Here is a 22,201-nt window from a genome sequence, read left to right as displayed (position 1 = left end):
TCACTTCCCTTTACCTCGCCGCGGGCGCCATTGATGCCCGCCCTAGGGCACCAACATCCTCCACACATCGAGCCCGCCTATTGGCTCAGTCTCGCCACCTGCGCCCCCCTCCCCTTGCTAGATTGGCCTGATCGAATCTAGGGGAACGGCCGTGGACATTAAATGGACATCGGAGCAGCTGGAATTTCTCAATTGCACGGCACCGCTCATAAGGCTCCGAGCATTTGCTGGTGCGTCCAAAACGACCTCCCTCGAAGGCTATTCGCGCAAGCACAACCGCCTCAGGTACCTGTACCTGGCTTACAACAAAGCCATCAAGGATGAGGCCAAAGAGCGCTTCCCTAAAAACGTCTATTGCGCGACCACACACCAGGTGGCGTACAAGGTCTATGGGGCAAAATACGAGCATAAGCTTGAGGGAGCGTTGCGCCTTGGGGACATGGCCAAGGTACTGAATACCAATGATTGGACCGTGGTAAGAGCCGTGGTCGAAACGCTAAATAACTTTTTGTGCAGCCCCCTTGAGACCTTTCATGAAAGCCATCTCCCGATGGTCAAAAGGATGCCTGGCTCGCAAATGCCACCGAGCTTCATCGACAATGTCTTCAAGTCTGCAGAGTATCTTTGGGAGCGGATGATCGACCCTGAGGACATGTCAGTACCCATTTTGCACGACGGTTACCTCAAGCTCTATTTGCTCAGTAATCCTGACCTCAGCAGAACCTACGATGTGATCTTGGCCGATGAAGCCCAAGACCTGAACGGCCTGACGTTGGCCCTGATCAAGAAACAAACATGCAGGAAAATTTTTGTCGGTGATAAACACCAGGAACTGTATCGCTTCAGAGGTTCTGACAACGCGCTGGATGATCCAGACCTCGACGACGCCGTTGACCTTCGTCTGACCAGGTCGTTTCGATTTGGGCCAGCCACAGCGGCCCTTGCCAACATCATTTTGAGCTTCAAAGGCGAGACGGTACCGGTGATAGGCGCCGGCGCCCGGACGAAAATTAGATCCACCCTAGACAGCAGCGCCAAACGTCCTGCACTGCTCCATCGAACGGTTATGGGCGTCATCCTTTCTGCGCTTGACTACACCGCCGCCGGCAAAAAAGTATTTTGGATCGGAAAAATTGACTCGTATCAGATCTCAAGCATCGAGGACCTGTATTGGTTCAGCGAAGGCCGCACTGACAAGGTCAAGAACAAGCGGCTGCTGAAGGAGTTCAGTGACTGGAACCAGTACCTGACCATCGCCGAGGAAACGAAGGATCGCGAGATGGTTCGGGCTATCAAGATCATCAACGCCTATGACGACCTTGAAGACAGGCTTGGGCAGATGAGGGCAATGACCGTAAAGGACGAGGACAAAGCCGACATCATCCTGGCCACCGCCCATCGTTCGAAAGGTCTTGAGTTTGACAATGTCGCCCTGATGGACGATTTCCCGGACCCACTGGACCCACAGATGGACCATGGGTCGCGTGAGGACGAGCTAAATTTGCTGTACGTCGCGGTCACCCGCGCGAAGTTGCAATTGGCGGTCAACCAAGTCGTGATCGGCCTCATGCGCGAACACGCATACCTAGCAAAAATGGCCGCCAAACAAGTGCAAGGCGCTTGAATTACCGGTGCCTCATATCGCCCGGAGCGGCACCAGGTGATCCGGTGACGCCCCGAATCGTTTGCAGAGAGACTCGTAGCTAGAGCCGAATCCCAAACTCGACATTGTGCATAGCACCTCGATGTTCGAGTCCAGCGTCGCGAGGCAAAGGTCTCGGCTATGGGGAACCATGCGAAATCCGCGGACCTTCAATTCGTGTTCGAGCTCCTCCCACCCTCTTGCCATCTTGGTGAGCGCCAGGAGTTCAACCTTTTTTGATTCACTTAACTCGCCCTTCAGCGGGGGAATAATTCGAAGGTCTTCCCGGGGGTCAACGCGAAAGCCTGCGAAAAGACCCTTCCCCTGCCAGTGGCATCCAGACCGAATCCATCTGACTCCTCCTACAAGCGTGTACACGGCGCAGGTCACTGAAATGGCCACACCAGCGCCAGATAGCACCGAAGCAGCCTCAAGTATGCCCAAGCGACGCATGACGGTGGGAAACAGGTCGCCCACGCCAAAATAGAAGAAGCACGCATAGGCAAGGGGTCTCATGATCGCCGCACCAAATGCAGGCCGGCGTGGATGGGAGTTGACCTTGTTCATCAAACGGTGGCTCCGGTTTCACCCTGGATCCCGCCAAGGCTGACCTGCCCCTTGGCGTCCATCAGATGGGCACGGTCAACCTCGCCCCCCTCTACCAGGGATTCCTGGATATGCTGGACCCAGTCGTCGATCGCCCCTTCAACCGTTTTCGGATATTCCTGGTTGCACTCTAAGGACTTCATCTGCAGCAGGATCTCGTCGATCACCAAGTCTGGCTCGACCTGAGCCCCGCACTCGCTGCAATGGCTCATTCCAATAGCCAGGTCAGGCATACGGTAGGGAGGTCGCCCTGTCTGCAGCTGAAACTCCGAAAATGCCCGAGCGTATAGGTCAATGGTTTTCGAGGGTAAGGCGCGGACCGGCAAAGTCCCCAGAATGGCTATGACGCATTGGTGTGGCATGATTTTCTCCAAACAAAATGGCTCCCCCAGAATTAACCGAGAGAGCCAATATGCAAGTCCTGCTACCGACAGAGCTGCTTAGAGCGCTGCCTTACTGCTCATCCGAGTCGGCGTTCTGTGCCTCGGACGGATTCGCCTCTGGGTCCGATTTCTCTACTACAGGCGCTGCATCGCCTCGAGCGCCGTAGCCCAGGATCTGTTCGCTCACAACGGCCCCACCATCAACCTGCTCACCCTTCTGCTTCTGCTCATCGGCTTGAGCGTCCGCTCGTTCGCTGACCATCATTTTCTTCATGATAGAAATGAAAGCGCTGGCCGGCTGAGCCCCTTTAACAAACTCCTTTTCCCCGGTGAGATTGTCGATGACCATCGTCGCAGGCGTGCCGGTGGCGCCAATCTTCTCGCCCATCAACATGTGCTCGTTGATACGGTCCTTGTGACGTTCACTCGCCATGCACTCGTTGAACTTCGCCTTGTCGCCACCCAGCCGTTTGGCCAGGGCCGGCAAATCCTTAACCCCGCCACCGTTGCCGGCGGAAAGCTCGAACACCTGGTCTAGGAAAACCCAAAAGCCCTTGTTCCCTTTTTGCTCTGCAAAGCACTCCGAGGCCTTTGCCTCATCGTGGGCGGCCGGGTTATGGAACTGCAACGGCAGATGTCGCCATTGCCAGTTAACGGCACCGTTGGAACGTTCAACAATTTCCTTCATCGTTGGGTGCAGGCGCTTGCAGTACGGACACTCCATATCAGAGAACTCGGCCAGGGTGAACCGCGCTTTCAGGTCACCGTACACGCGCGCGTCATTGGGCACTGCGTCTACTGCATTGGGGTACCGGGAGAACTGGGCATTGGCATACGCTTCAATTTCCTTAAGCTCGCGCTGGACAATAAGATCGTCGACTGCAGCGGCCACCTTGTCATCGAGGTATCGACCGCCCTGCAAGGCATTGAATGCCGCAAGTCCGCCAAAGGTTGCAAACTGGGAGAGGACGACTGAAATGGCAATAGCCGGGATGAGCGGTTTGAGCTTGAGCATGGCTGTTCCTGCTGTGGGATCTAGTGCAGGAGACGATACTCAGCAGAGGGAACCGAAAGGGGCTAATCAGCCCCTCAAACTGGCTCGGTTACCGGGCGGCAACAAGCATGAGAGATGCAACTGAAGGCAGTATCGGGGAGTGGATTTGGGTGGCCTGACGCACCTCTTTTGGAACCACTATCAGCTCGCCACGACACGCCAACACACAAGCCAGAAGCGGACCCATTTCACCGCGGCTACAAGAAGAAGAATCTTCTGCCTTGTACCGAGTCACTAATTGAACAAGTGAAGCCGTCGTCCACCCAGCACCAGGTAGGCTTTTCGCTTGAGCGCCAACGAGATCCAGGCGCTGATCCCGCGTCAAGATTGGTGAGAGTGCGTCCATTAGTACAATCAACCTGTGGCCATATGCGCCGAGAGTAACCGCCAGGTTACTCATTCGCGTGGCAATGAAGCGGCTTTGTGCCAAATGGCTTTGATACACAAAGATGTCATCCCTTGGGAGTCCCTGCCCTTGCCCTTTCGCATCCAGAATTCCCAGCGCGCGTTCGGCAGATCGCAACTTCTGGCGCTCCTCGACGAAAAGGTGAAGTACACACCGGGCTTCTTTGCGCATCAACAACAGCTCTGCCCTGAGGGCGGTCTGGTCTTTCAAGTTAATGGTCCCGTTGTCTGACAGTTGAATGGCCATTATCACCTCTGGGCGAGTTGCGCCTGTGGCGGTTCGCCCCTTTTGGACTGATGGTTGCGTTCACATCCGCTCAGAACGCTTTAGGAAGTGGGGGTTGAACTCTCCACCGATGACGGAAGCCACCCCCCATGCCTCTCAGGCGGCGAATCGTGCCCGATGGCGGTCTCGAGCCTCACGGCGCTCCTGCTCTTCCACGCAAAGTTTGGCGGATGGCAGTACCAGCAACCGGCGCAGCCCGATTTGTGGCCCGGTTTCACAGTACCCGTAGCTGCCTTCTTCAATCCGGCTGAGAGCCTCCACGAGCTCATCCAGAGCCGATGAGTCACGTCGGATCGAGCTGGTTACCTTTTGACGCTGCTCTTCGATTGTCGCGGCGTCGCCAGGATCGGGAACAGTCTCCAAACGCTCCAACTCCTCCCGCCAACCGCCGATACGCACCCGCAGCTCGCTGATACGGGCGTTGATCAGTTCGCGGAAGAACTGAAGCTGCGAGTCGGACATGTAGTCTTCGGCACTCATGAGCAAAATTTCACTTTTCGTCACATCAACCTCCAGAGTGTTTTTTATCACCTGAATCATGCCGACAGTTTGAAATATGCAACCTGCTAAATGTGGCCCTATGGTGGCCATGTACTGGGGCGGATTCGAATCCCTCAATGACGCGTATCAACGAATATTACCGGCGATGTTGAACGAGGCCCGTTACCCCAATCGGGTGCGCAATAAGACTCTTTCAGTTCGACCTAAATTTCGACACGACCATGGAGCCATGGTCGTTTCAAAAACAGGAGTACGCATGACAAGAAAGACAACGACAGACCCAGATGAAAAATGTCCAGACGCAAAGTTTCCTGCGCGACTGCCAGGGATGCTTTTCGAGCGGATCAGGGAGAAAGCACGAGCAAACAATCGAAGCATCAACCAAGAGATTGTTCACGGAATGACCCAGTACCTTGATGGACTGGACGAACTGGAGTTGCTCATTGCGAGCGTGAAGCGCCAGCTCGTTGCTATTCAGACCACGGAAGAGCTGCCTGCCTGAGCCATATTCTACCGACCACGTACCGCAGACCATTGCTGGCGCAGAACCACATCACGCGAATTTCGTCCTCCACTAGAGAGATGGTTGGTCAAAGTTTTCTAGCGCAAAAAAAGCCCTCACGAGGAGGGCGATTTTATTGTCCGAGATTGATTAGGGACCCAACAGCACGGCGGACACAGCCTCAATAGAACGCAGATGGTCCACGCTCACTGTCAGGCAGATAAAAGGCCGTGTCCTTCGGCAGGTTCTTGGAAAGCGCGGTTGCCAGTTGCTCAGACGTCACTTCACCACGGGTTTTGAGCACAACCGAGTCGAAGAGCGACCCAGAGGCCGAGCCGTTCGTGGTTTCGTGCCCAACAGGGATAGCCACGATTCGAGCAGGGTAACCACCACGATCCACTGGGGCATAGCCATCAGCAGCAAGGATGCCTCGGTGCCCCATGAAGACTTTGGCCGCCTTCAGGCCCGCCGGGGTTTCAATTTTGCCCAATCGGAATTGTCCGTTCGGGAGATCATACGATTTGGTAACGTCGACCACCGTCTTGGTAAACATCGCTTCCATCCGCGATCCGCATCCTGCCACAGCAACCGCCATGTCCTGGCCATCGACCTTAGGCATGAAGCAGACAACATAACCCTGAGTGACGCGAGGATCGAACTTTGGTGAGCCGGCCACCAGGCTAAGCACCATACCGGCACCACCTACATCACCACCGATAGCGTTTAAGCCAATGGCTTCGAGATCCTTGCCAGTCGAGCCCGGACGAGACGAGTCAGTCGACATGTAGCGGATCGTTTCCTCCTTGGTCGACTGCCGCAACTGAGTGCCTGTAAACGAGCCGGCCGGAGCGGCCTTTAACGACGGCATCCCCATCACAGCAAAGACCTTGTCGGTCGCCGTTGCAGTGCTGGCAAATTTCTGAGGCTCGCTGTTAGCGTGTTTGATGGTCATCTCGTCAGCCGCACGAAACTCGTATTGGACTGACGCTGACTGTGCGGTGTCCAGTCCTTCTACTTGGGCCTTTTTGGCGCCGTCATACGCGGCGCACCCACCCAGGGAAGCGATACCTGCGGCGATCAGTGTGTATCCGATGGACTTCATCCTTGGACCTCTCTTTGGTTTTTCTAAATGAGACCACAGGGCCGGTAAAGTGCAAACTGGATCTAGTCGAACGCTTTGCTCTGCTGATCAACAGGTACACAGAGATCGCTTACCTTTTTCAGATCCCGATGAGTAATTTCTCGCCCCTCGCGATTCGCATCAGCGAGCATTTTTTTCGCACAACCCGACTCGACAATCACTGCCCGAATTTCATCGACGGAGGCCACTTGATTCCACTCGTTTACTGCTGTGACCAATAGATAGGCCATAAACACGTAGAACGCTAAACCTCCAATCCATTTGCAGACCAGGAGATAGGTTCCGGTCCGGGCTCCTGGCTCGCTCAACGATTTCTCGCCTTCTTGCGGGTGTTCAGAGTCGGCAGAATTGCCCAAACCAGCATCTGTTTGATTGCTCATCATTATGGTTTCCATAGCTCAAAGATGACGCTTATGGTCTCAGGTGTCACAAAGTTGTGAGCTTGGGTTTGCTCCTTGGGGCGGGGCAAACACGGCCGATGCGCCTAGTGGGGGAATGTGACTATGGTGCGAATCCGAGTGCAGACGAACCGCCACCCTGCACATCCACATTACTTTATGGACGAGTACGAATGACGGTCAAAAATCACATAGCCCGCGCCTTGCCTGCTGAGCGTGTTGCGGCGCTGATCTACCTGCTCTACATCTCCGGGTATTTCTTCGGGATCACAGCTCTAGTCGGGGCAGTCATTGCCCTCCTCTACAAGAAATGCCCTGATGAAATTCTGGCGACGCACTTTCGCCACCAACTCCGAATCTGTTGCTGGAGTCTGCTCTGGGTTGGGATGGGTGGGCTTACCGTTAAGCTGGGCCTTGGCTACCTCGTCCTCACCAGTTGGTTCATCTGGTCCGCATGGAGAATCGGGCAGGGCCTGTTCAAGCTTGCTAAGTACCGGCCCGCAACCTAAAAAAAAAACCCCAGCCACAGACGTGACCGGGGGTTTAATTACTTTGTGATGTCAGACGCTACAGCAGACAGATTACCTGCTTCAGAGTAGAGCGATGCCACGCCCCAAGCGGGAAGTGAAACACCACATGGGTTTGAGATGTCATTTGCGGTTAGAGGACGATTCGAAGATCCGAAGGCCGCACGGGGATCGCTTGCTGAGGGGTCAGTTCAATCCACTGACACTGGTATGGGCCACCGTACTGCTGGCACACGGGAATGGTTCGAGAAAGGACGGAGGTCGACGAGTGCTCGGCCGGGGGCATGTCAACGCAACCGGACATAACGATCGCTGCCAAGACCAGAAATTGGGAACTTTTCATTGGGACTCCATGGAAATTCACGAGTCCCTCCCCGAGCGGGAAAGAGCCCGCAAGGGTTGATGGTTGCTGTAACACAGCTGGTGGCCAGGTGGCCTCATGTCGGCAGATCAATCTGCAGTCATGCATTAGGAGACGAAAGAATACTCTGGCCGCAGGGTAGGGTCCAGAGCGCTGGCACGAACCCACAGATGCGCCTTGAGCACTGCCCCCGCGGCCTTCATCTCACTATCAACCCGAAGCGACCCGTTGCTCAGGACCGCTTCAAAACCTGTGGCCATGATGGAGAATTTAGATTGGTCAACGACCGCTCCTACCCTGGACAGTAGCTCCAGGCGCAGCGCGGATATCACGCTGATGGTGCCGATCGTTCCATACAGTCCATGGCCCATGTAAAGGCTGAAATCAAATCGCAAAGCGTTATAGCGGTCCGGCCTGTACTGAACTTGCGAGAGGACGGAATCACACGAGATTAAGCGCTGTGAACCATTGCTGGTCGTTTTTACGGGCTCCCCACGATTGAGCTTGTGCTTCGCGTGAGCCTCCTCAAGAAACCCCTTAACAAGGGTCAACAGCTCTGGCGCGGAATCCGTGTAGTCAGGCCAAACCACAGGTGCGGTTGTGTGTTGTTCAAGCATGTTTTGCTTCCCATTCCCCAGCGAGCTCAGCGAGCCGCTCAAGTGAGAATTGTTCGCCCGGCTTACCCGAGTCGGTTAGCCAAGAGATGAATCCATGAATCGCCTTGTGGTGCACTTCTTGGGGCTTGTCCCGGGCCTCAGCAACTTCTCCAGAGCTCGGAAACTCAGGGCCGGCGTTTTCTACCCCAGCCATGAAGGGCGTCACGGCCGCGACCACCAACTTTGTCCACATGGGCACCTTGGATGCGAGCTCCGGTTGCAATGACAAAACCGCGGAGACGCATTGAGCCAGGTCGGCGTGCACAGCTGCTGGGCCCACATAATTAGCCGCCTGATCCGCCTTGCTCGAAGCACCAGCAACTGGCATTTCAATGCCTGCCGCCAGTCGTTCAAACACCATCACCGCCAAGGCTGCATACCGGTGACCGAGATCAGTAGACCTGCAGCGAAATACGGGGTCATTGCCGGCAAAGATTGCTGGCGCTCCGCCCTCAAGCTCGCCTGGCGTTAGATGCAGAGTGGGGACAGCTTTGACCAGGGCCGCTAGGTCATGACTGAGAGATTCGGTTGTCATAGAGCACCTCCAATATTTGGCGTCATGTTGACACCAGTTTTGAAAATGCAAGTTCAGGGGTAACAGCTTTTCCTTGAGCGATCTGTTGAAGGCGGCCGATCCCCTATCTGGTTGAAGATCAAGACACCATCGGCGGATCTATTTGCAGGTACTGGCTTTGACCTGATGGTTTGAGGGCGTGGTTTGGGGCTTGCATATCCCATTGCCGTGGGAGAATTGCCACATCGAGTTGAGGTTTGGCGATGTGCCGATACTTCGCCTACCAGTACTGAGGAAAACCCATGAGTGTTCAGCTGCGGATGTTGTTTGGCGATGAAGTGGGTATTCGCCCCTTCTGGGTAGATGAAGTCGACCGGCTGATCGAGAGTGGCGCGCTGTTTGTGGCGAATCATTCTGGAGGCAAGGATTCGCAGGTTCAGCTGATCCGCCTGCTGGAGCGCGTGCCAGCGTCCCAACTGCTTGTCGTTCACGCTTCGCTGGGAGCAATGGAGTGGCCTGGTGCAATGGAGTTGGCCCGGGATCAAGCGGCCGACGCTGCACTGCCCTTCATCGTGGCCAAGGCCTCCAAGACACTGCTTGAAATGGTCGAGCGCCGGTTTGAGAGTCGCCCCGAAGTTCCAAGTTGGCCTTCTGCCTCAACTCGCCAGTGCACCAGTGACCTGAAGCGCGGCCCGATCCAGCGTGAAGTGCGGCGATACGCCAAGGCTAACGGATTCAAGTCCATCGTGAACTGCCTAGGTCTGCGTGCTCAGGAATCACCTGGCCGTGCCAAGCGGGCCGCGTTCAGCCGCATGGGAATAAGCAACTCAGTACATACATGGTTCGAATGGCTACCGATCCATGATATGAGTGCGACGGAGGTTTTCGACGCCATCGCGGTAGCTGGCCAGAAACCTCACTACGCCTATGCCTTGGGAAATGACAGGCTAAGCTGCGTTTTTTGCATAATGGCTTCCAAGACTGACCTTCGTAATGGTCGGACTGAGCGTCCTGAGCTGTTTGAGCAGTATGTTGAGCTTGAGCAGCGCACGGGTTACACCATGCATATGAATCGCATCCCGCTCGTTGAACTGGCGGCATAGGAACCGACGCAATGACATTTGAAGCCCCCCAGAAAGGCAATCCTCGCAGACTAACGGTGAACCAGCACACGTTTCCCAGCGCAAGCATCGCCCGTTTTGCCGGCGCCCGGGGAAGCGTCCAGGTTTTCCATAAGCGGACTCAAAAGGTTATCCCGGTGAAGCCAAAGGATCAGTTTTTCTGCGCCCAACGGGTGTGGGATCAGAAAGCTGAAACGGGGTTCATGAAGGGGGTGGAGGATGCTTTCCAAGAGCTGGCAGGAGAGATTCTCTCAGGGAAAATCCACCGGTTTGGGGCGAGCGAAGCGGAGGTGATCAACGAGTTCTACTGCCTATGGAACATCCGTGCGCGCCACAAGCAATTCCGCATCGCCGATCAAAGCCTGGCAGACTACGGTGCGCTGGCGGTCGCACGCGAGTACACGAAGGACGAGCAAGAGATCATGGAGCTCGAAGGTATTGGATGTATTCGCCCCGATCTTACAATGGCGAGTCGTTTGCTGGTGGCCCCCACCATTAGACTCAATCTAAGCGACTCGGTCCAAATGTTGCGTGGTGCACTGTGGCAAGTGCTCCGTGCCAGAGAGGGCGCGGGCGAGTTCATCGTGCCAGATAACTTCTACAAGCTTTGGGCGGTGCCGCTATCACCCACAGTGTGTCTGTGGGCCCATAGCAAAGAAACCAACAAGATGCTTGATCGTGCAGCACTAGCGGTGATCAACCGAGATGCTGTCGAAACAAGCCTTGAATACTACTTCGCACGCGATCTGTCTCAATGCCCACGCTAGCCCTACACGGCTCACCACATCCGCATCCAGGTAATGAATCGAAGGCTTCAAATCAAGAAGCTAAAAGGGTAACGCGCAGGCAGCACCCGTGAATCAAAGGACAATCGAAATGAAGCATGTTTTGCTGGGATTAACACTAGCTCTTTCAATGGCGGGCTGCTCTGATCCTACTGAAACCTCCAGCGGTTCCAGCAAATACGTTGGTACGTGGAGCAATGAATCCGGCGGCGGCGGATTGAAGTTGGTCATCGATCAAAATGGCCACCACTTTACCGTTAAGGAGCTTGCAAAAAATAATACAGTGCTCGGGGTAAGTGTCGGTGAGGTGGAGGACGGCTACTTAAACGCAAAGACAGGAATCGGCCCCAGGATTTTTTATTCAACGAAGGATGACGCTCTGATAATCGAGCCTTCACCGACCTTATTCTATCGCCAGGCCCAGTAACGGAAAATCCGTTCCACACCTGCCCGCACTCGCGGGCATTTTTGTTGCCGCCATATGCAACAGAGTTGTATTTTTTCTAAAGCTGACAGACTCAAAAGAATCTTTTCCAGTGCCGAGCGATTGTCGTGTGCGAGCTGATGATGAACAACTACAGTTCCAATCTGCGACGCTTATGTACGCAAACTAACCGATTGATCTCCTGCCCCAGGTGTAAGATTCTGTAAGAGAAGCCCGCCGACCAAATAGGTCGCTCTAAAACCGATCCCATTGCGTTTATCCCAACAACCTCGGTTTGAAGATATCTTGGAGAACTACGATGTCCCTGATCCACGAGTACCGTACAACGGAAGAAGCCATCAAGGAGTTGCAAAGCCGATTGGCACAGCTGAGCAACGATGACCGCCTGAAAACCGAGCTGGAGTTCGAAGAAAAGCTGCGCAAACTGATGGGTGAATATCAAAAAAGTCTGCGCGACGTTATCAACCTCCTCGACCCTCACCCGGCCAAATCCAGCCGGCAGCAGGCAGCACCTAAGATCCGTCGCGCCCGTGCGGTCAGGGTTTATCAGAACCCGCATACCGGCGAGCTGATTGAAACCAAGGGCGGCAACCACCGCGGCCTGAAGGCCTGGAAAGAGCAGTACGGTGCTGCCACAGTTGATTCCTGGTTGCGCGGCTAACTCTGGCGCCGACAAGCAAAACCAAAACCCCTGTCTTCAGGGGTTTTTTATGTCCGACGCTCACAGGGGGATAGCCAGCGAAACACTCGGGTCACCGCTTGCCTGCTGAGGGCCCCACTGGCATTATGCCCACTCATCCTCTGGTGCTTGCTCACCAGATCGGCGAAAGCCAAGCTGCTTGCAGCACCTACCTAGCGTTTTTTTCGATTGTTTTGGCCCCGTCCTGAACCTTCAGGATTCAGCCTCGCCCACATTCTAAAGCTGTTTGAACCTCGCCGCATAAAAGCCGCTTCGTTCATGCAGCTGAACCAACAACCCATATTCAAATGCCGTGACCTGGTCCGATTTCAGGTGCTGGCTTCAGATATCCAACATTTATCGACACCCTATTAGCAATGCCTCCAAGGTGAGTCATTGCTCCTGCTCACGCAGGAACAAATTCTAGACGTCCAGATGGCTGCCGCTGTCAGTAAGCGGGAACTCAACACTTCGGTGTAGTTCCGGGCCAAGGTTTTTCAAACTTGGTCAGCGAGGTCCGCAGTCGGTGCCTCGGGATGCTTTTAGTCCCGCAAAACAACTGCAGCTGCAGATGGTTCGTAGAGCTAGTTACATCAAGTAGGGTTCCCCCGAACGAAAGGACTAACTCGCCTCCACTCTGCACTGCAGAGTTTCCTCCAGGCGACTGGCGGACCAGGCTAAAGCACAGACCCTCGCGAAAGCGTGGTCGAAAAAAAACCCGGCAGAGATGTCGGGTTTTTTTTCGCCTGCACAATCTCAACTCTCAGCCGGCACCAGATCCTTCGCGGCTGATGCCACAAGGCTGCAATAGAACAGCCAACCGCAAATGCTGGCCAGTAGCAGAGCCACACCAAGTGAGTTCGTCGCAGCGTCAAGCCACTTCGCAGACGCCTGCAGGAGAACACCACAGATCACCAACAACCGCATGGGACCAAGAATCAACTTGTCGCGCTTCGACAGTCCTTCCTGCAAAAGCTTGGCCTTCTCCCAAGTGACACGCCCGGACATCATTGCCGCGACCAGGTAAGGCTCGACCCTGCCCCCCATGATAATAAACAGGGGCATGATGCTGAGCTGCTGCTCGACAGCACTCGTGTAAAGGATAACCAGGAGGTTCCTCTTCCCTTCTCCCAGCAACTGGTCAGGGATTTCAAACCGCGGGAGAGTCCCTGCCTGCCACGCCGAAATATCTGAACTAAGCATTGCCCCCAACGCTACGAGGTTTAGCAGACCGCCAATGATCAGCGCGAGGGGCGTGGCCAGCCTGAAAAAGTTCCGCCAGGGAGAACCTGGTCCGATTGCCTTTGTGAATACCGACGAGCTGGTGATGGAACCGGCTTTCCAACAGCACAGGGCCAGGACAATAAATACGAGAGGGCTCGCCAAGCTGAAGACGTGAAAGGCAGCCTTGCCCACTGTCAGCAACAACCCAATTGCAATCATCGCGGCCAGAAAGGTGACCAGGAAATAGAGCGGCAATACCCTGAGAAAAATGGGGAACGCGCCAGCTAACCAGGTTCGCCATTGGGCAATTGTGATCACGGCTGTCGGTCTCTGCACGAACGTTGTCAATCTCATATTCCCTCAAGTCGAAGGTGGTGTGGCCACCGACCTTTTCTCCATGTGCATGCAGGTACAAAAGGAGCTGCGCACATTCAATCCAGAGGCAAGACTACGGCCACAAGCGAAAAGCACAAGTGCCGCCGGCCAAGAGCGCCACGCTTGCATATTGAAAAGGTGTGAGAGCGTGGTTCCACTTACTACAGCTCAAGGGCGCCAAATCATGTCACAAACAGTCGATACCGCACTGCCTTTCACCACCACCCCGACCACTCCAGCTGCGCTCCATAAAAAACTGGGTCTGTACTGCGCAGCTTGGGAGCAGATGGTGCTCAACGTCATGACGTATCTCCTGGGCAGCGAGTATCAGGGTGGCAGCTATGAAATTCGTGAGTACCTCAATGGCGCCTTCGCGTTGATCCTTCCAGAACAGGGCCCGAAGAAGGTCGTCAGATTCCAGCAAAATGAGGAAAACATGACCCTCGAAGCCGCCTCGTTTGTCGCAAACCTCATTGCTTTCTCAGCTTGCAACTCCACGGCCTTTGAAAAGAAAGACGAGGCCGGCAATCAGATGCTGCACGACTACTATTTTGCGTTGAAAGATGTCGTCAGCGGCCGGTACGGCTTCATCATCGACGCAAGCACCGAGGATGGTACACGGCCGCTCAACGAGGATGAACTTGCCAAGGTCCATGCCGAAGCAAAACCTCACCCTGAGCGAGACGCCATTCTCCGCATGATCGACTGATCCTGCATCTCACCCAGTTTCTCAGCGGAGTATCGGACGGCGGATGGTGTGCCCTCCCCTAACGAAAGCACTGCTCCCTCGACCATAAATACGCCCGCTGCCAACAACGCTGCGGGCGTTTCAAATCTGCACCATCAGCCTAGTAATCCGAGGCAACCCCATGTCAGTTCCCCCGGCAAAACCCCAGCTCGATCTGTTCGAGCATGTTGAAAATGCGTTCAAAGCGAACCCAAACCGTCCTCTAAGCAACGACGAGCTTTATCAAATCGTTGGCCGCACGGCCGAAATTCCTCAGCATGTGATGATCGCACGTACCCCGATCGGTACCGCCGGCGATTTGCACTCCACTTCCCGTAGATCGATCCGCTGGCAACAGCAGACGCTCAAGGCTCTAGGAATAATCGAACGGGTCGAAGGAACCCGAGGGTTATGGCAGCTTGCCGGGGAGGCAAAAAAAGGCCTGAACAAGCCCACTCCAGGTGTCACGCTACTGGGATTTAGCACCAACCTCGGCCTTGCCCTTTGGGGTACCACTCCGGACGCGCTGGCAGGGCTCGAGGAGCCAATCGAGCTCGTCTTAACGTCCCCACCATTTCCGCTTAAAACCTCTCGAGCTTATGGCAATCCCACGGCGAACGAATTTGTCGACTTTATCTGCCAAGTTCTTGAGCCAATCGTGCCAAAGATTTCGGCTACAGGGTCATTGGTACTCAATCTGACAAACGATTCCTTCCTCGACAAATCCCCAGGAAGGTCAACGTATTTGGAGCGCACAATCATTGCCCTTGAGGATCGACTGGGGCTGACAATGATGGACCGTGTCCCATGGGTAAATAATTCGAAGGCTCCCGGCCCGATGATCTGGGCCAGTGGCACGCGCCAACAGCTCAATGTTTCGTGGGAGCCTTGCTTGTGGTTCGCCCGCGACCCCATTTTGTGTAAAGCAGATAATCGAAGGGTGCTCAGGCCACACACCGCTCGCCATACCCAACTATTGAGGCAAGGCGGTGAACAACGCAGCACCAGCTATGGAGACAACGCTTATCGACTCCGCCCTGGGAGCTTCGGCGGAACCACCACCGGCGCCATTCCAAAGAACACACTGCAGATTGGCCATTCCTGTGCCCGCGGCCGGGAACACCGAAAGGTCTTAACCGGCCTGGGTCTGACTCAGCACGGTGCAGGCTGGCCCTTTGCAGTGCCTGATTTTTTCATCAAGTTCCTGACAGAGCCCGGCGATTTGGTTGCTGACATTTTCTCTGGCCGGGCCATGACTGGCCGAGCAGCTGAGGAGAATCATCGTCGATGGATCTGCGTCGAGAGTGCTCTGCAATACGTCCGAGGCGCAGCAGAGCTCTTCCGCTCTTTCCAAGGCTTTTGGATCAACCCTGCATTGGAGGAGGCATTCAGGTCATCCCACGCCTCATAACTGGCGACCGATACCCCTGATATGGCTCAGATAGAGCATTTGCATCCAGGCCGAATGGGTAGCCTCGACGATGAAGATTCAACGAGGCCGCCGCTATGGTTACTAAAAAAACGATCGCAACCGGGATGGGCATTGCTGCGCTATTGGCGCTTGGGTTTGCCGCGACGATCAGCACCGGAATGATGGCCGGAACAATACCGGCGGCACTCTATGGTCAGAACGGTAGCGGCCCAGGTTGTCTTACGAATTTTAATCAAGGATCCGAGCAGTGGGCTGAGTTATCACGAGCCCAACTGCACTCCGAGCCATTAATGATAGATGGGACCTCCAGCGGATACTGCTTTAACCCGCCGACCAAATCCGGCCATCTCTGACGGTCAGATCCCTGCCACGCAGAGCATTCATCTTAAGCCCGCATAGCATCCCCCCTCTGCCCTGTCCACAGCGCAAAAGAATCTTCTGATCCCCAGTTTGCTCTCCAGCACAGCGTGCCCCGAGAGCATACGGGGCTCTCTTCTCTACGATTGACTCGTAGCCAATTGGCATCCCGTATTGAGGGACGCATGCGACTGGCCAAATCACCTTACTCCCGTACCCCAGGCCACCCTGCTCAAGAATGCCCTGACCGAGATGGGGATAGGCATGTTGGGCGCCTGAACCCTATGGGCTCATTCTCGACTGCTCAGTCATTGACCGAGTTAATCTGTCGCATCCAGTCCAAGACATGAACTTCAAGCTCTTTCTCGAAGTTACCCATGTACATGAACTGCACGTTGTCCTTGTGTGCAGTGGCAAGGAAGGCATTGGCCGCAAAGCCAAAATGACCGTCGTATTTCCTGATGAAGGGGATTGTGAAACTGCCGGATGGCTTTTTAACCTTGACCAGGTAACAGAGAAATTCGCCCAGAAAATTGACGCCCTCGCAATCATCTTGAACGTAGGTTTCTCGATACCGTGTGATCGGAGCAATGGTGAACGTCCGGTCATTTCTGGTTGTGTAACCCTCTTCCTCCTCGTCGTAGTGAATTTCCACGCTCCTGATTATGAGGTCCTCACCTTGGTAGGTGGACTTGAGCAGAAACTTTGGATCGTCGATCTGAAGAATTCCATCAGCGTCGAGCTCGGCCTCCGCATAGGCGTAAACTACATCTGGAATCTTGTGGAACTGGCCACTGTGGTACGCCACCACCTCGAACCCACCTCCAAACAGATCAGCAATGGTCTCGGACTGGAATTTTTTTTCGAATTCGCCAGTCAGGTGACGTGCAAACTGATCGAGAGCCATGCAGGTGCCCTGCACAACGATGTCCTCCACCGGAACATCGAACTCTTGAAGAGCGAATTGCTCATAGTGCTGAACGGCGTGTTCTAACCCAGATCCTCCCACGTGTAGCTCAAAGTGCTCGTTGGAGATTCCATACTCCGCGCAGTAGTTCGTGATTTGGATTTCATCGTTCTCGACACTCATAGCGATAGCTTTCAAATCAGCTGTTTTCAGCCGGTCGTCGGCAAGGAGGGCTTCCATGAAACGCTTGCCGGTCAGGTTAGGGGCTTGTGCCTTGAGCTTATCAATCAGCCGTATAGCGTCCTGGATGTCGGGAACACTCCCGGCAAAAGCGACGGCGAAGTGTTCGTTCACTACCAGGATCTTTTGGCAAAGCCCGACTACGGTATGAGCCTCCAGGTCGGGGGTGTCAGCAGTGGTTTGAAAAGATGGGATCTGCGAAGGGGGCATCCAAGTGCCCTTGGGGCTGGTGAGAAGAATGTCGGCCGTGAGGAAACCACCTTCCTTCAGACGAGAGCCTGTGATCATTGTCATTGCTATATCTTCGGCGGGAGCGGCTCAGTAAGTTAATCTCTATGCGTGTAGAGCGAAACTCATTTCTTGCGCTGAAAGTACCGTCCTAAACACGTTTTCTACTGCCCCGTGCCAGGCCTTGATCAGTCGCAGCCAGCGTCGACTGTCGTCTATAACGACCGGTGTCGCGCTCAATTCGACTCAATCAGCACTCCTTTACCCGGGCGCCCAATGACCTAGCATTTAACGCAGCTCGCCATTCAAGCTGGGTTTCAGAGTATCAATTGGTTGGTCCAACTGGAGGTTTTTGTAGAACCTGCTCAGCTGCAATGGTGCGGCACAGAGGCTTGTTAGACTCATCTGTCAGAGCAACCAGGCGGGGAGCTTTCTCCCCCTCCATGACACTCCACAGGCAGCCGCGGCGATCCTGCAAGATTGCACCCTTGCCAATGGGGAGGGAGATACGTTCAAGCCGATCTAACATCGCGGCCTCAGGCACAGGCTCAACTACCGGAGTCTGTGGGGCCGGGGCCGGCTCAGCAAATGCAAAGACCGGCAACAGAGTTAAAAGCGCGATTGGTAGAGTTTTCATTTTGCTGTCCTATTAGGCAATTGAGCACCAGGCCCAGTCGTTTTGCGTTTCACCCTTCATCTTCAGCTGAACCAGCATCGTCTTGGTCGAGGTCACCCATGCCAATGCTTCTTCTCGCAAGCGCAGCTTTGTCGCGCTTGGCCGCCAGTAGATCTCGTCAATACCCAGCACAATCTTGGTGGCCACAGAAGCGACGAAATCTTCGGGGAAGTGGGTTGGACTTTGCGAAGCGGCCACGAGCATCACGCCAAACTTCCGTGCCTCTTTCGCGATGGTGTTGATCGGATTATCAGGATCATCGTCGGCGTAGATATGGGCTTCATCCAGGATGATCACGTCCTGAATATGGTCCTGAGGCCCCCGCTCCACCGCGGCCATGAATAGCTCCTCGAGCTTGAACAGGACGAACAGCTTTCGCTCCTCCATGGACAGCGCATGGATGTTGTAGCGCCAGATCGGGTTGCTCATCTCGAACGGTGGGGGCGACGGTTTGAAAATCCCGATCGCATCAAGATTCTGCAGGCGGTCGACAACAGACTTGAGCACGTCAGTGCTGTCGTACTTCATCAGGGAGTTCAGCTCACGGCCCGTGGTGATGGATTCCACGTAGGTAGCAAATGCGTCGATTGCCTTCTTCTTCGCCTTGTCCAGTTCGAGCTTGCCGGCCTCATCCTCAAAGTTCGCCTCACCCTTGCGAAGGGCTTGAATCGCCTTTTTTCGGTAGGACTGAGCCGATCGGTTGGCAAGTTCTAGATAGGTGACAGCGTCGGCACCGGATCCCAAGAACGATTGCTGCAGGATGTTCTGGGCCATTCGTAGGGCGTCTTTGATCGACGGGTTTGTTCTGGCCATCAGCTTTGGTGGCCATCGAGTCACTGCCCCCTCATATTGGTCCTGATTGATGTACCAGGAGTAGAGAGGCCCACCGCTCCAACGGGCACCCAAGGCCTTTGCCTCGTCCTTTTCCGCCTTTGGTACATCAAGGAACAACCGATCCTCATGACCATCGCTCATCAGCACCGCGGTCTCGTCCTGGACATACCAGGTCGAAGGATCATCTTGTTTGAACCCGTACTGGGCATAGACGTCGGTCAGGATATTGCGCAAGCAGGCCTCTTGCTTGGGCCCCATCGTGCGCATCGTTCGATTCATGGTGGCCATGAAGGACTGAATACGCTTTCGCACGCCGCCAAAATGCGGATCAGGGTTCACCTTCAGCGGATTCAGCCCCCAACACGTCTGCTCGGAGAAGCGGACCTCGGAAGCACCAGGAATCTCCAAGTCTCCATGCACATCAAAGAGGTGAACGCGCGGAATCTGATGCCCGGCGGTTCTCAGCGCCTGGGAGATCATTTTTCGGAGCGTGAAGGTTTTACCCGAGCCGGACATGCCCACGATCAGGGTATGACCGTTCACAAGCTTTGAACTGTCCCAGAGAACAGGGACAGTCTTGCCTAACTTCAATTGCTGGGCGTCGAGGCCGAATCGAATCTGCATCTACGAATTGCCTTATCCACTCTTTGCCTAGCGACGCTAGGCCATTGATGGGAGCAACTGTAAACACCCGGCCGAGCCTGAGGGGGCAGGTTTGTACCAGATCAGGGGGCAAACAGGTGGTTGCGGGAAGCGGATGAGCCGGCGTGCCTGCTCCCCACCTTAACCAAACAAAAGAATCTTTCTCGCGACTCAAGCGGCCGTGACAAGACGTAGACCTCGCTGCATATGAGCCAAGCGCACCTGAGATTGCGCCAGCGGCTCACCCGACGCCGATGAAAGCCTGACCGCATCAACCAGACCCGCGCCGGAAATTCGTCTCATGTCATCCGATGCCTTCATAAGTGCAACTGCGCAGGCGCGCATGAGATCAGCGAGGGCCGCCTCGGAAAGCTCGCAATCGGTGCCGAGAAAGGCCCCCTCTACATCCTCAGCGTCAACGCACAGCAGATCGGCTACACGCTCAAGCCACGAGGAGTGAACTGCCATGGCCGCAAATGGGTGCACGTAGAGGTGCCCATCGCTGATTCGATGAAGAACCTGGCATTCCGCATCATCCAAGGCCTCCACGAAAAGCCCTTGAAGCTCACCAGCAGATACCGTCATCACCTCCATGGACAGCGAAGCGGACAAGGCCGACATGTGGGAGGCAAGGTTCAAAAATGGCGTCATCGTTAAAGCTCCTGAAAGGTTTGAGTTCACGATACGACGTAACCCCAAACTGCAACCTTGGATCGCGACCTGCTGAGAAAAATGTGGCGCTCCGCAGTGGGGTGGCATCAGCGTTGTGAGCAGCTACCAACTCAGCACCAACTGCTCACTCAGGGATTTCCTGACTGGCATCGATTAGTGCAGCTGCGAGCAAGGAAACTTGCTCCCGGTTTAGGACAGCAAACTCACCCTCCGTTCCCATCTGGAGGTGCACCGCTTTATCGACAACATCGACCCTAACAACTGTGGTGGTTGATGCCTCATGGTCACCGGTCGCCTCAACTGCCACGGGACCGCTCAACCGCCGACGCGAACGAACAATCGCCTCTTCTGCCCCAAGCGCTGTCGGCGTGAGGAGGTACTGCTTTGTTGCTTCGGGGAGCGATCCAAAAGCGAGCTCATTGACGCCGAAACGCTGCCGCATCTGCCATCCTTGCACATGAGCCCGATGCTCGATGAACGTTTCATCAATGGCCATACCCGGTAGCCCGACCAGGTCCCTCACCGGTAACCAAAGCCCTTTCGTGAGATCAAGCCGATATACCACTTGGGGATCGCGGTGCTCCGGCCCCTTAGCCCGAGTCCTTGCCTTTGGAATTGGTCGCCCCAAGGCGTCATAGCGCTCAGGCCAAATCTGCTCTGGCCTGACTCCCAAGCATCTGGCAACCAAACGCTGCAGGTTATCCAGCCTGGAAGAGCCCAAGGTATCCAGAGCAGAGCGCCTGATACCGAGGAACGTGGTAAGGCTGATCAAAACGAAACCTCGATTTCGCAAGGCGGACTTAACCCACGCCAGGCGCGCAGGCTCTTCACTTGGCAGCCCTTCCAGTTCGATTGGGATACCCGAATGATTGTCCATGAGATCGCTGAACTGCTGTCGCGCAGGTACCGCCACAGGGAGGCCAAAAAGCTCAGGTAACGTGACCTCAATTTTCGCCTGGAGCTCATCGCTCCAGACGACATCGTAACGCTCTGGGAAAAGCGTACCCTCCGTTACTCCGAGCGCTTTGGCGATTTCGGTTTGTGCCGCTGGGTAGTTACGATTTCCAGCCGAAGCGATGCCGGTCACACCTGAGGACTTGGAAAGGGAAGAAAGGGAAATTCCCTTCGCCAACAGCGCTACCTTGATTGCATGCCATCGAATAGCCAATGGAAAATCAGGGTATGTATCTTTAGTTGTCATACCAAACACCTCGCGTCTTTGGTACGACCCTCTCATGGACTTCTTAATGTGCAAGACCGGGCTCCACTACGGTGAAAAGGCCCTCCATTGCTTTCCATGCTGGTGGCTCGGCATCACATTTTATGATTAACAACAGGCTCCGCTGCAAGATATATTTTGCCTGTCATATTTCACCTTGTTTAGCGATATTTCAGATAGGACTAAATGATTTACAACCTATTTCAGGAACAATCGTACGATCTCCCTGTGATTAACCTTTTCCCCAGCAGCGCCTTCAATGAGTCGATTCACGCCATCTGTCTTGCTTCGCGAACCGTATTGATAGGCGCATGGCACAACAATAGCAAAGTGCAATTAACCAAAACGGACTATGGCCAGCATTACTATGATGACTGACATACTGAGGATTTTTTCCCATATAGAGCAAGGCGTAGTGGCATCTTGCGATCACGTCGCATACCACAGTCTAAAGGGGCAGCCCGTATAACGAGTGATAAACGCGACTTATAAGGCCGGTTCTGCAACTGACATCACAGAATCGCCACCTAATTTGGCGCCCACGATGGACGTCTCGGCTACAGGATATCCAGATCAGCGTCGGAGCAGAGTTATTAACCATGTAGACCGATAATTCTGTTAAATAACGCTCCACTCGGTATCAACTAACTATCCCCAATAAC

Annotated in this window: 24 protein-coding genes; 10 read left to right on the top strand and 14 right to left on the bottom strand. The window is 54.8% G+C overall.

The window, feature by feature from the left end; all coding sequences use genetic code 11:
• Window positions 1-151: 151 nt before the first annotated feature.
• Entirely contained in the window at window positions 152-1,624 is a 1,473-nt protein-coding gene (locus tag KW849_RS14375) for a 3'-5' exonuclease (protein WP_218429975.1), read from the top strand.
• 12 nt (window positions 1,625-1,636) lie between these two features.
• Here the strand turns inward: KW849_RS14375 and KW849_RS14370 are convergent, their stop codons facing one another.
• The 5 genes from KW849_RS14370 to KW849_RS14350 form a co-directional block, all read right to left on the bottom strand.
• On the bottom strand, window positions 1,637-2,209 hold the full coding sequence (locus tag KW849_RS14370) for a hypothetical protein (protein ID WP_218429974.1): 573 nt from the start codon (window positions 2,207-2,209) through the stop codon (window positions 1,637-1,639).
• Window positions 2,209-2,460, bottom strand: coding sequence for a hypothetical protein (locus KW849_RS14365; RefSeq protein WP_218429973.1), 252 nt, complete (start codon window positions 2,458-2,460; stop codon window positions 2,209-2,211). Before KW849_RS14365 ends, KW849_RS14370 begins: the two co-directional genes overlap by 1 nt.
• Window positions 2,461-2,701: 241 nt before the next feature.
• On the bottom strand, window positions 2,702-3,646 hold the full coding sequence (locus tag KW849_RS14360) for a DsbA family protein (protein ID WP_218429972.1): 945 nt from the start codon (window positions 3,644-3,646) through the stop codon (window positions 2,702-2,704).
• 88 nt (window positions 3,647-3,734) lie between these two features.
• Window positions 3,735-4,337, bottom strand: a complete 603-nt coding sequence (locus tag KW849_RS14355) for a hypothetical protein (protein ID WP_218429971.1) — start codon at window positions 4,335-4,337, stop codon at window positions 3,735-3,737.
• Window positions 4,338-4,472: 135 nt separating this feature from the next.
• Complete coding sequence (locus KW849_RS14350) at window positions 4,473-4,916, bottom strand: hypothetical protein (protein ID WP_218429970.1); 444 nt, start codon at window positions 4,914-4,916, stop codon at window positions 4,473-4,475.
• Between the two features lie 217 nt (window positions 4,917-5,133).
• On the opposite strand from KW849_RS14350, the gene KW849_RS14345 reads away from it, so the two are divergent.
• The gene (locus KW849_RS14345) at window positions 5,134-5,379 is read left to right on the top strand and encodes an Arc family DNA-binding protein (protein WP_218429969.1); all 246 of its coding nucleotides are present in this window, start codon (window positions 5,134-5,136) and stop codon (window positions 5,377-5,379) included.
• Window positions 5,380-5,560: 181 nt separating this feature from the next.
• On the opposite strand, the gene KW849_RS14340 is transcribed toward KW849_RS14345, so the two are convergent.
• Together KW849_RS14340 and KW849_RS14335 are read right to left on the bottom strand one after the other, a co-directional pair.
• Window positions 5,561-6,481, bottom strand: coding sequence for a hypothetical protein (locus KW849_RS14340; RefSeq protein ID WP_218429968.1), 921 nt, complete (start codon window positions 6,479-6,481; stop codon window positions 5,561-5,563).
• A 62-nt stretch (window positions 6,482-6,543) separates the two neighbouring features.
• Window positions 6,544-6,903: a hypothetical protein gene (locus tag KW849_RS14335; protein WP_218429967.1), complete on the bottom strand. Its 360-nt coding sequence runs from the start codon at window positions 6,901-6,903 to the stop codon at window positions 6,544-6,546.
• A 188-nt stretch (window positions 6,904-7,091) separates the two neighbouring features.
• Here KW849_RS14335 and KW849_RS14330 point away from each other — a divergent pair, with 188 nt between their 5' ends.
• Window positions 7,092-7,427 carry a hypothetical protein gene (locus KW849_RS14330; RefSeq protein ID WP_218429966.1) on the top strand — a complete coding sequence of 112 codons (336 nt, stop codon included), beginning with the start codon at window positions 7,092-7,094 and terminating at the stop codon, window positions 7,425-7,427.
• A 486-nt stretch (window positions 7,428-7,913) separates the two neighbouring features.
• Here the strand turns inward: KW849_RS14330 and KW849_RS14325 are convergent, their stop codons facing one another.
• Entirely contained in the window at window positions 7,914-8,423 is a 510-nt protein-coding gene (locus KW849_RS14325) for a hypothetical protein (RefSeq protein WP_218429965.1), read from the bottom strand.
• On the bottom strand, window positions 8,416-8,997 hold the full coding sequence (locus KW849_RS14320; protein ID WP_218429964.1) for a hypothetical protein: 582 nt from the start codon (window positions 8,995-8,997) through the stop codon (window positions 8,416-8,418). The genes KW849_RS14325 and KW849_RS14320 overlap by 8 nt, the downstream gene beginning before the upstream one ends.
• Before the next feature lie 281 nt (window positions 8,998-9,278).
• Between KW849_RS14320 and KW849_RS14315 the strand changes: the two genes are divergently transcribed.
• The 4 genes from KW849_RS14315 to KW849_RS14300 all read left to right on the top strand — a co-directional run bounded on the left by KW849_RS14315 (window position 9,279) and on the right by KW849_RS14300 (window position 11,988).
• Window positions 9,279-10,079 carry a phosphoadenosine phosphosulfate reductase family protein gene (locus KW849_RS14315; RefSeq protein ID WP_256357224.1) on the top strand — a complete coding sequence of 267 codons (801 nt, stop codon included), beginning with the start codon at window positions 9,279-9,281 and terminating at the stop codon, window positions 10,077-10,079.
• 11 nt (window positions 10,080-10,090) lie between these two features.
• Window positions 10,091-10,864 carry a hypothetical protein gene (locus KW849_RS14310; RefSeq protein ID WP_218429963.1) on the top strand — a complete coding sequence of 258 codons (774 nt, stop codon included), beginning with the start codon at window positions 10,091-10,093 and terminating at the stop codon, window positions 10,862-10,864.
• A gap of 109 nt (window positions 10,865-10,973) precedes the next feature.
• On the top strand, window positions 10,974-11,309 hold the full coding sequence (locus KW849_RS14305; protein ID WP_218429962.1) for a hypothetical protein: 336 nt from the start codon (window positions 10,974-10,976) through the stop codon (window positions 11,307-11,309).
• A gap of 316 nt (window positions 11,310-11,625) precedes the next feature.
• Window positions 11,626-11,988, top strand: a complete 363-nt coding sequence (locus KW849_RS14300; RefSeq protein WP_218429961.1) for a histone-like nucleoid-structuring protein, MvaT/MvaU family — start codon at window positions 11,626-11,628, stop codon at window positions 11,986-11,988.
• 774 nt (window positions 11,989-12,762) lie between these two features.
• On the opposite strand, the gene KW849_RS14295 is transcribed toward KW849_RS14300, so the two are convergent.
• Entirely contained in the window at window positions 12,763-13,578 is an 816-nt protein-coding gene (locus tag KW849_RS14295) for a hypothetical protein (RefSeq protein ID WP_218429960.1), read from the bottom strand.
• Between the two features lie 211 nt (window positions 13,579-13,789).
• On the opposite strand from KW849_RS14295, the gene KW849_RS14290 reads away from it, so the two are divergent.
• The 3 genes from KW849_RS14290 to KW849_RS14280 all read left to right on the top strand — a co-directional run bounded on the left by KW849_RS14290 (window position 13,790) and on the right by KW849_RS14280 (window position 16,117).
• Window positions 13,790-14,314, top strand: coding sequence for a hypothetical protein (locus tag KW849_RS14290; RefSeq protein WP_218429959.1), 525 nt, complete (start codon window positions 13,790-13,792; stop codon window positions 14,312-14,314).
• 160 nt (window positions 14,315-14,474) lie between these two features.
• Window positions 14,475-15,743, top strand: a complete 1,269-nt coding sequence (locus KW849_RS14285) for a DNA methyltransferase (protein ID WP_218429958.1) — start codon at window positions 14,475-14,477, stop codon at window positions 15,741-15,743.
• A 95-nt stretch (window positions 15,744-15,838) separates the two neighbouring features.
• Window positions 15,839-16,117 (top strand): hypothetical protein, encoded by a 279-nt coding sequence (locus KW849_RS14280; RefSeq protein WP_218429957.1) that lies wholly within the window; start codon window positions 15,839-15,841, stop codon window positions 16,115-16,117.
• 308 nt (window positions 16,118-16,425) lie between these two features.
• Here the strand turns inward: KW849_RS14280 and KW849_RS14275 are convergent, their stop codons facing one another.
• The 4 genes from KW849_RS14275 to KW849_RS14260 form a co-directional block, all read right to left on the bottom strand.
• Window positions 16,426-17,562, bottom strand: a complete 1,137-nt coding sequence (locus tag KW849_RS14275; protein ID WP_218429956.1) for a hypothetical protein — start codon at window positions 17,560-17,562, stop codon at window positions 16,426-16,428.
• A 583-nt stretch (window positions 17,563-18,145) separates the two neighbouring features.
• Window positions 18,146-19,630: an ATP-binding protein gene (locus KW849_RS14270; protein WP_218429955.1), complete on the bottom strand. Its 1,485-nt coding sequence runs from the start codon at window positions 19,628-19,630 to the stop codon at window positions 18,146-18,148.
• A 189-nt stretch (window positions 19,631-19,819) separates the two neighbouring features.
• Window positions 19,820-20,299 carry a hypothetical protein gene (locus KW849_RS14265; RefSeq protein ID WP_218429954.1) on the bottom strand — a complete coding sequence of 160 codons (480 nt, stop codon included), beginning with the start codon at window positions 20,297-20,299 and terminating at the stop codon, window positions 19,820-19,822.
• A gap of 145 nt (window positions 20,300-20,444) precedes the next feature.
• Complete coding sequence (locus KW849_RS14260; protein ID WP_218429953.1) at window positions 20,445-21,521, bottom strand: helix-turn-helix domain-containing protein; 1,077 nt, start codon at window positions 21,519-21,521, stop codon at window positions 20,445-20,447.
• Window positions 21,522-22,201 lie beyond the last annotated feature (680 nt).

The sequence above is a fragment of the Pseudomonas sp. PDM26 genome (assembly GCF_019219185.1).
In the GTDB taxonomy this organism is placed as follows: Bacteria; Pseudomonadota; Gammaproteobacteria; order Pseudomonadales; family Pseudomonadaceae; genus Aquipseudomonas.
This window is presented reverse-complemented; position numbering and strand designations above follow the sequence as displayed.

What these genes read in the sequence shown, in the direction of transcription:
- KW849_RS14305 (WP_218429962.1), top strand. Translation starts at nt 10,974, where the DNA reads ATGAAGCATGTTTTGCTGGGATTAACACTAGCTCTTTCAATGGCGGGC.
- KW849_RS14360 (WP_218429972.1), bottom strand. Translation starts at nt 3,646, where the DNA reads ATGCTCAAGCTCAAACCGCTCATCCCGGCTATTGCCATTTCAGTCGTC.
- KW849_RS14280 (WP_218429957.1), top strand. Translation starts at nt 15,839, where the DNA reads ATGGTTACTAAAAAAACGATCGCAACCGGGATGGGCATTGCTGCGCTA.
- KW849_RS14315 (WP_256357224.1), top strand. Translation starts at nt 9,279, where the DNA reads ATGAGTGTTCAGCTGCGGATGTTGTTTGGCGATGAAGTGGGTATTCGC.
- KW849_RS14270 (WP_218429955.1), bottom strand. Translation starts at nt 19,630, where the DNA reads ATGCAGATTCGATTCGGCCTCGACGCCCAGCAATTGAAGTTAGGCAAG.
- KW849_RS14355 (WP_218429971.1), bottom strand. Translation starts at nt 4,337, where the DNA reads ATGGCCATTCAACTGTCAGACAACGGGACCATTAACTTGAAAGACCAG.
- KW849_RS14330 (WP_218429966.1), top strand. Translation starts at nt 7,092, where the DNA reads ATGACGGTCAAAAATCACATAGCCCGCGCCTTGCCTGCTGAGCGTGTT.
- KW849_RS14325 (WP_218429965.1), bottom strand. Translation starts at nt 8,423, where the DNA reads ATGCTTGAACAACACACAACCGCACCTGTGGTTTGGCCTGACTACACG.
- KW849_RS14275 (WP_218429956.1), bottom strand. Translation starts at nt 17,562, where the DNA reads ATGACAATGATCACAGGCTCTCGTCTGAAGGAAGGTGGTTTCCTCACG.
- KW849_RS14340 (WP_218429968.1), bottom strand. Translation starts at nt 6,481, where the DNA reads ATGAAGTCCATCGGATACACACTGATCGCCGCAGGTATCGCTTCCCTG.
- KW849_RS14350 (WP_218429970.1), bottom strand. Translation starts at nt 4,916, where the DNA reads ATGATTCAGGTGATAAAAAACACTCTGGAGGTTGATGTGACGAAAAGT.
- KW849_RS14300 (WP_218429961.1), top strand. Translation starts at nt 11,626, where the DNA reads ATGTCCCTGATCCACGAGTACCGTACAACGGAAGAAGCCATCAAGGAG.
- KW849_RS14285 (WP_218429958.1), top strand. Translation starts at nt 14,475, where the DNA reads ATGTCAGTTCCCCCGGCAAAACCCCAGCTCGATCTGTTCGAGCATGTT.
- KW849_RS14265 (WP_218429954.1), bottom strand. Translation starts at nt 20,299, where the DNA reads ATGACGCCATTTTTGAACCTTGCCTCCCACATGTCGGCCTTGTCCGCT.
- KW849_RS14290 (WP_218429959.1), top strand. Translation starts at nt 13,790, where the DNA reads ATGTCACAAACAGTCGATACCGCACTGCCTTTCACCACCACCCCGACC.
- KW849_RS14335 (WP_218429967.1), bottom strand. Translation starts at nt 6,903, where the DNA reads ATGATGAGCAATCAAACAGATGCTGGTTTGGGCAATTCTGCCGACTCT.
- KW849_RS14310 (WP_218429963.1), top strand. Translation starts at nt 10,091, where the DNA reads ATGACATTTGAAGCCCCCCAGAAAGGCAATCCTCGCAGACTAACGGTG.
- KW849_RS14365 (WP_218429973.1), bottom strand. Translation starts at nt 2,460, where the DNA reads ATGAGCCATTGCAGCGAGTGCGGGGCTCAGGTCGAGCCAGACTTGGTG.
- KW849_RS14320 (WP_218429964.1), bottom strand. Translation starts at nt 8,997, where the DNA reads ATGACAACCGAATCTCTCAGTCATGACCTAGCGGCCCTGGTCAAAGCT.
- KW849_RS14345 (WP_218429969.1), top strand. Translation starts at nt 5,134, where the DNA reads ATGACAAGAAAGACAACGACAGACCCAGATGAAAAATGTCCAGACGCA.
- KW849_RS14260 (WP_218429953.1), bottom strand. Translation starts at nt 21,521, where the DNA reads ATGACAACTAAAGATACATACCCTGATTTTCCATTGGCTATTCGATGG.
- KW849_RS14370 (WP_218429974.1), bottom strand. Translation starts at nt 2,209, where the DNA reads ATGAACAAGGTCAACTCCCATCCACGCCGGCCTGCATTTGGTGCGGCG.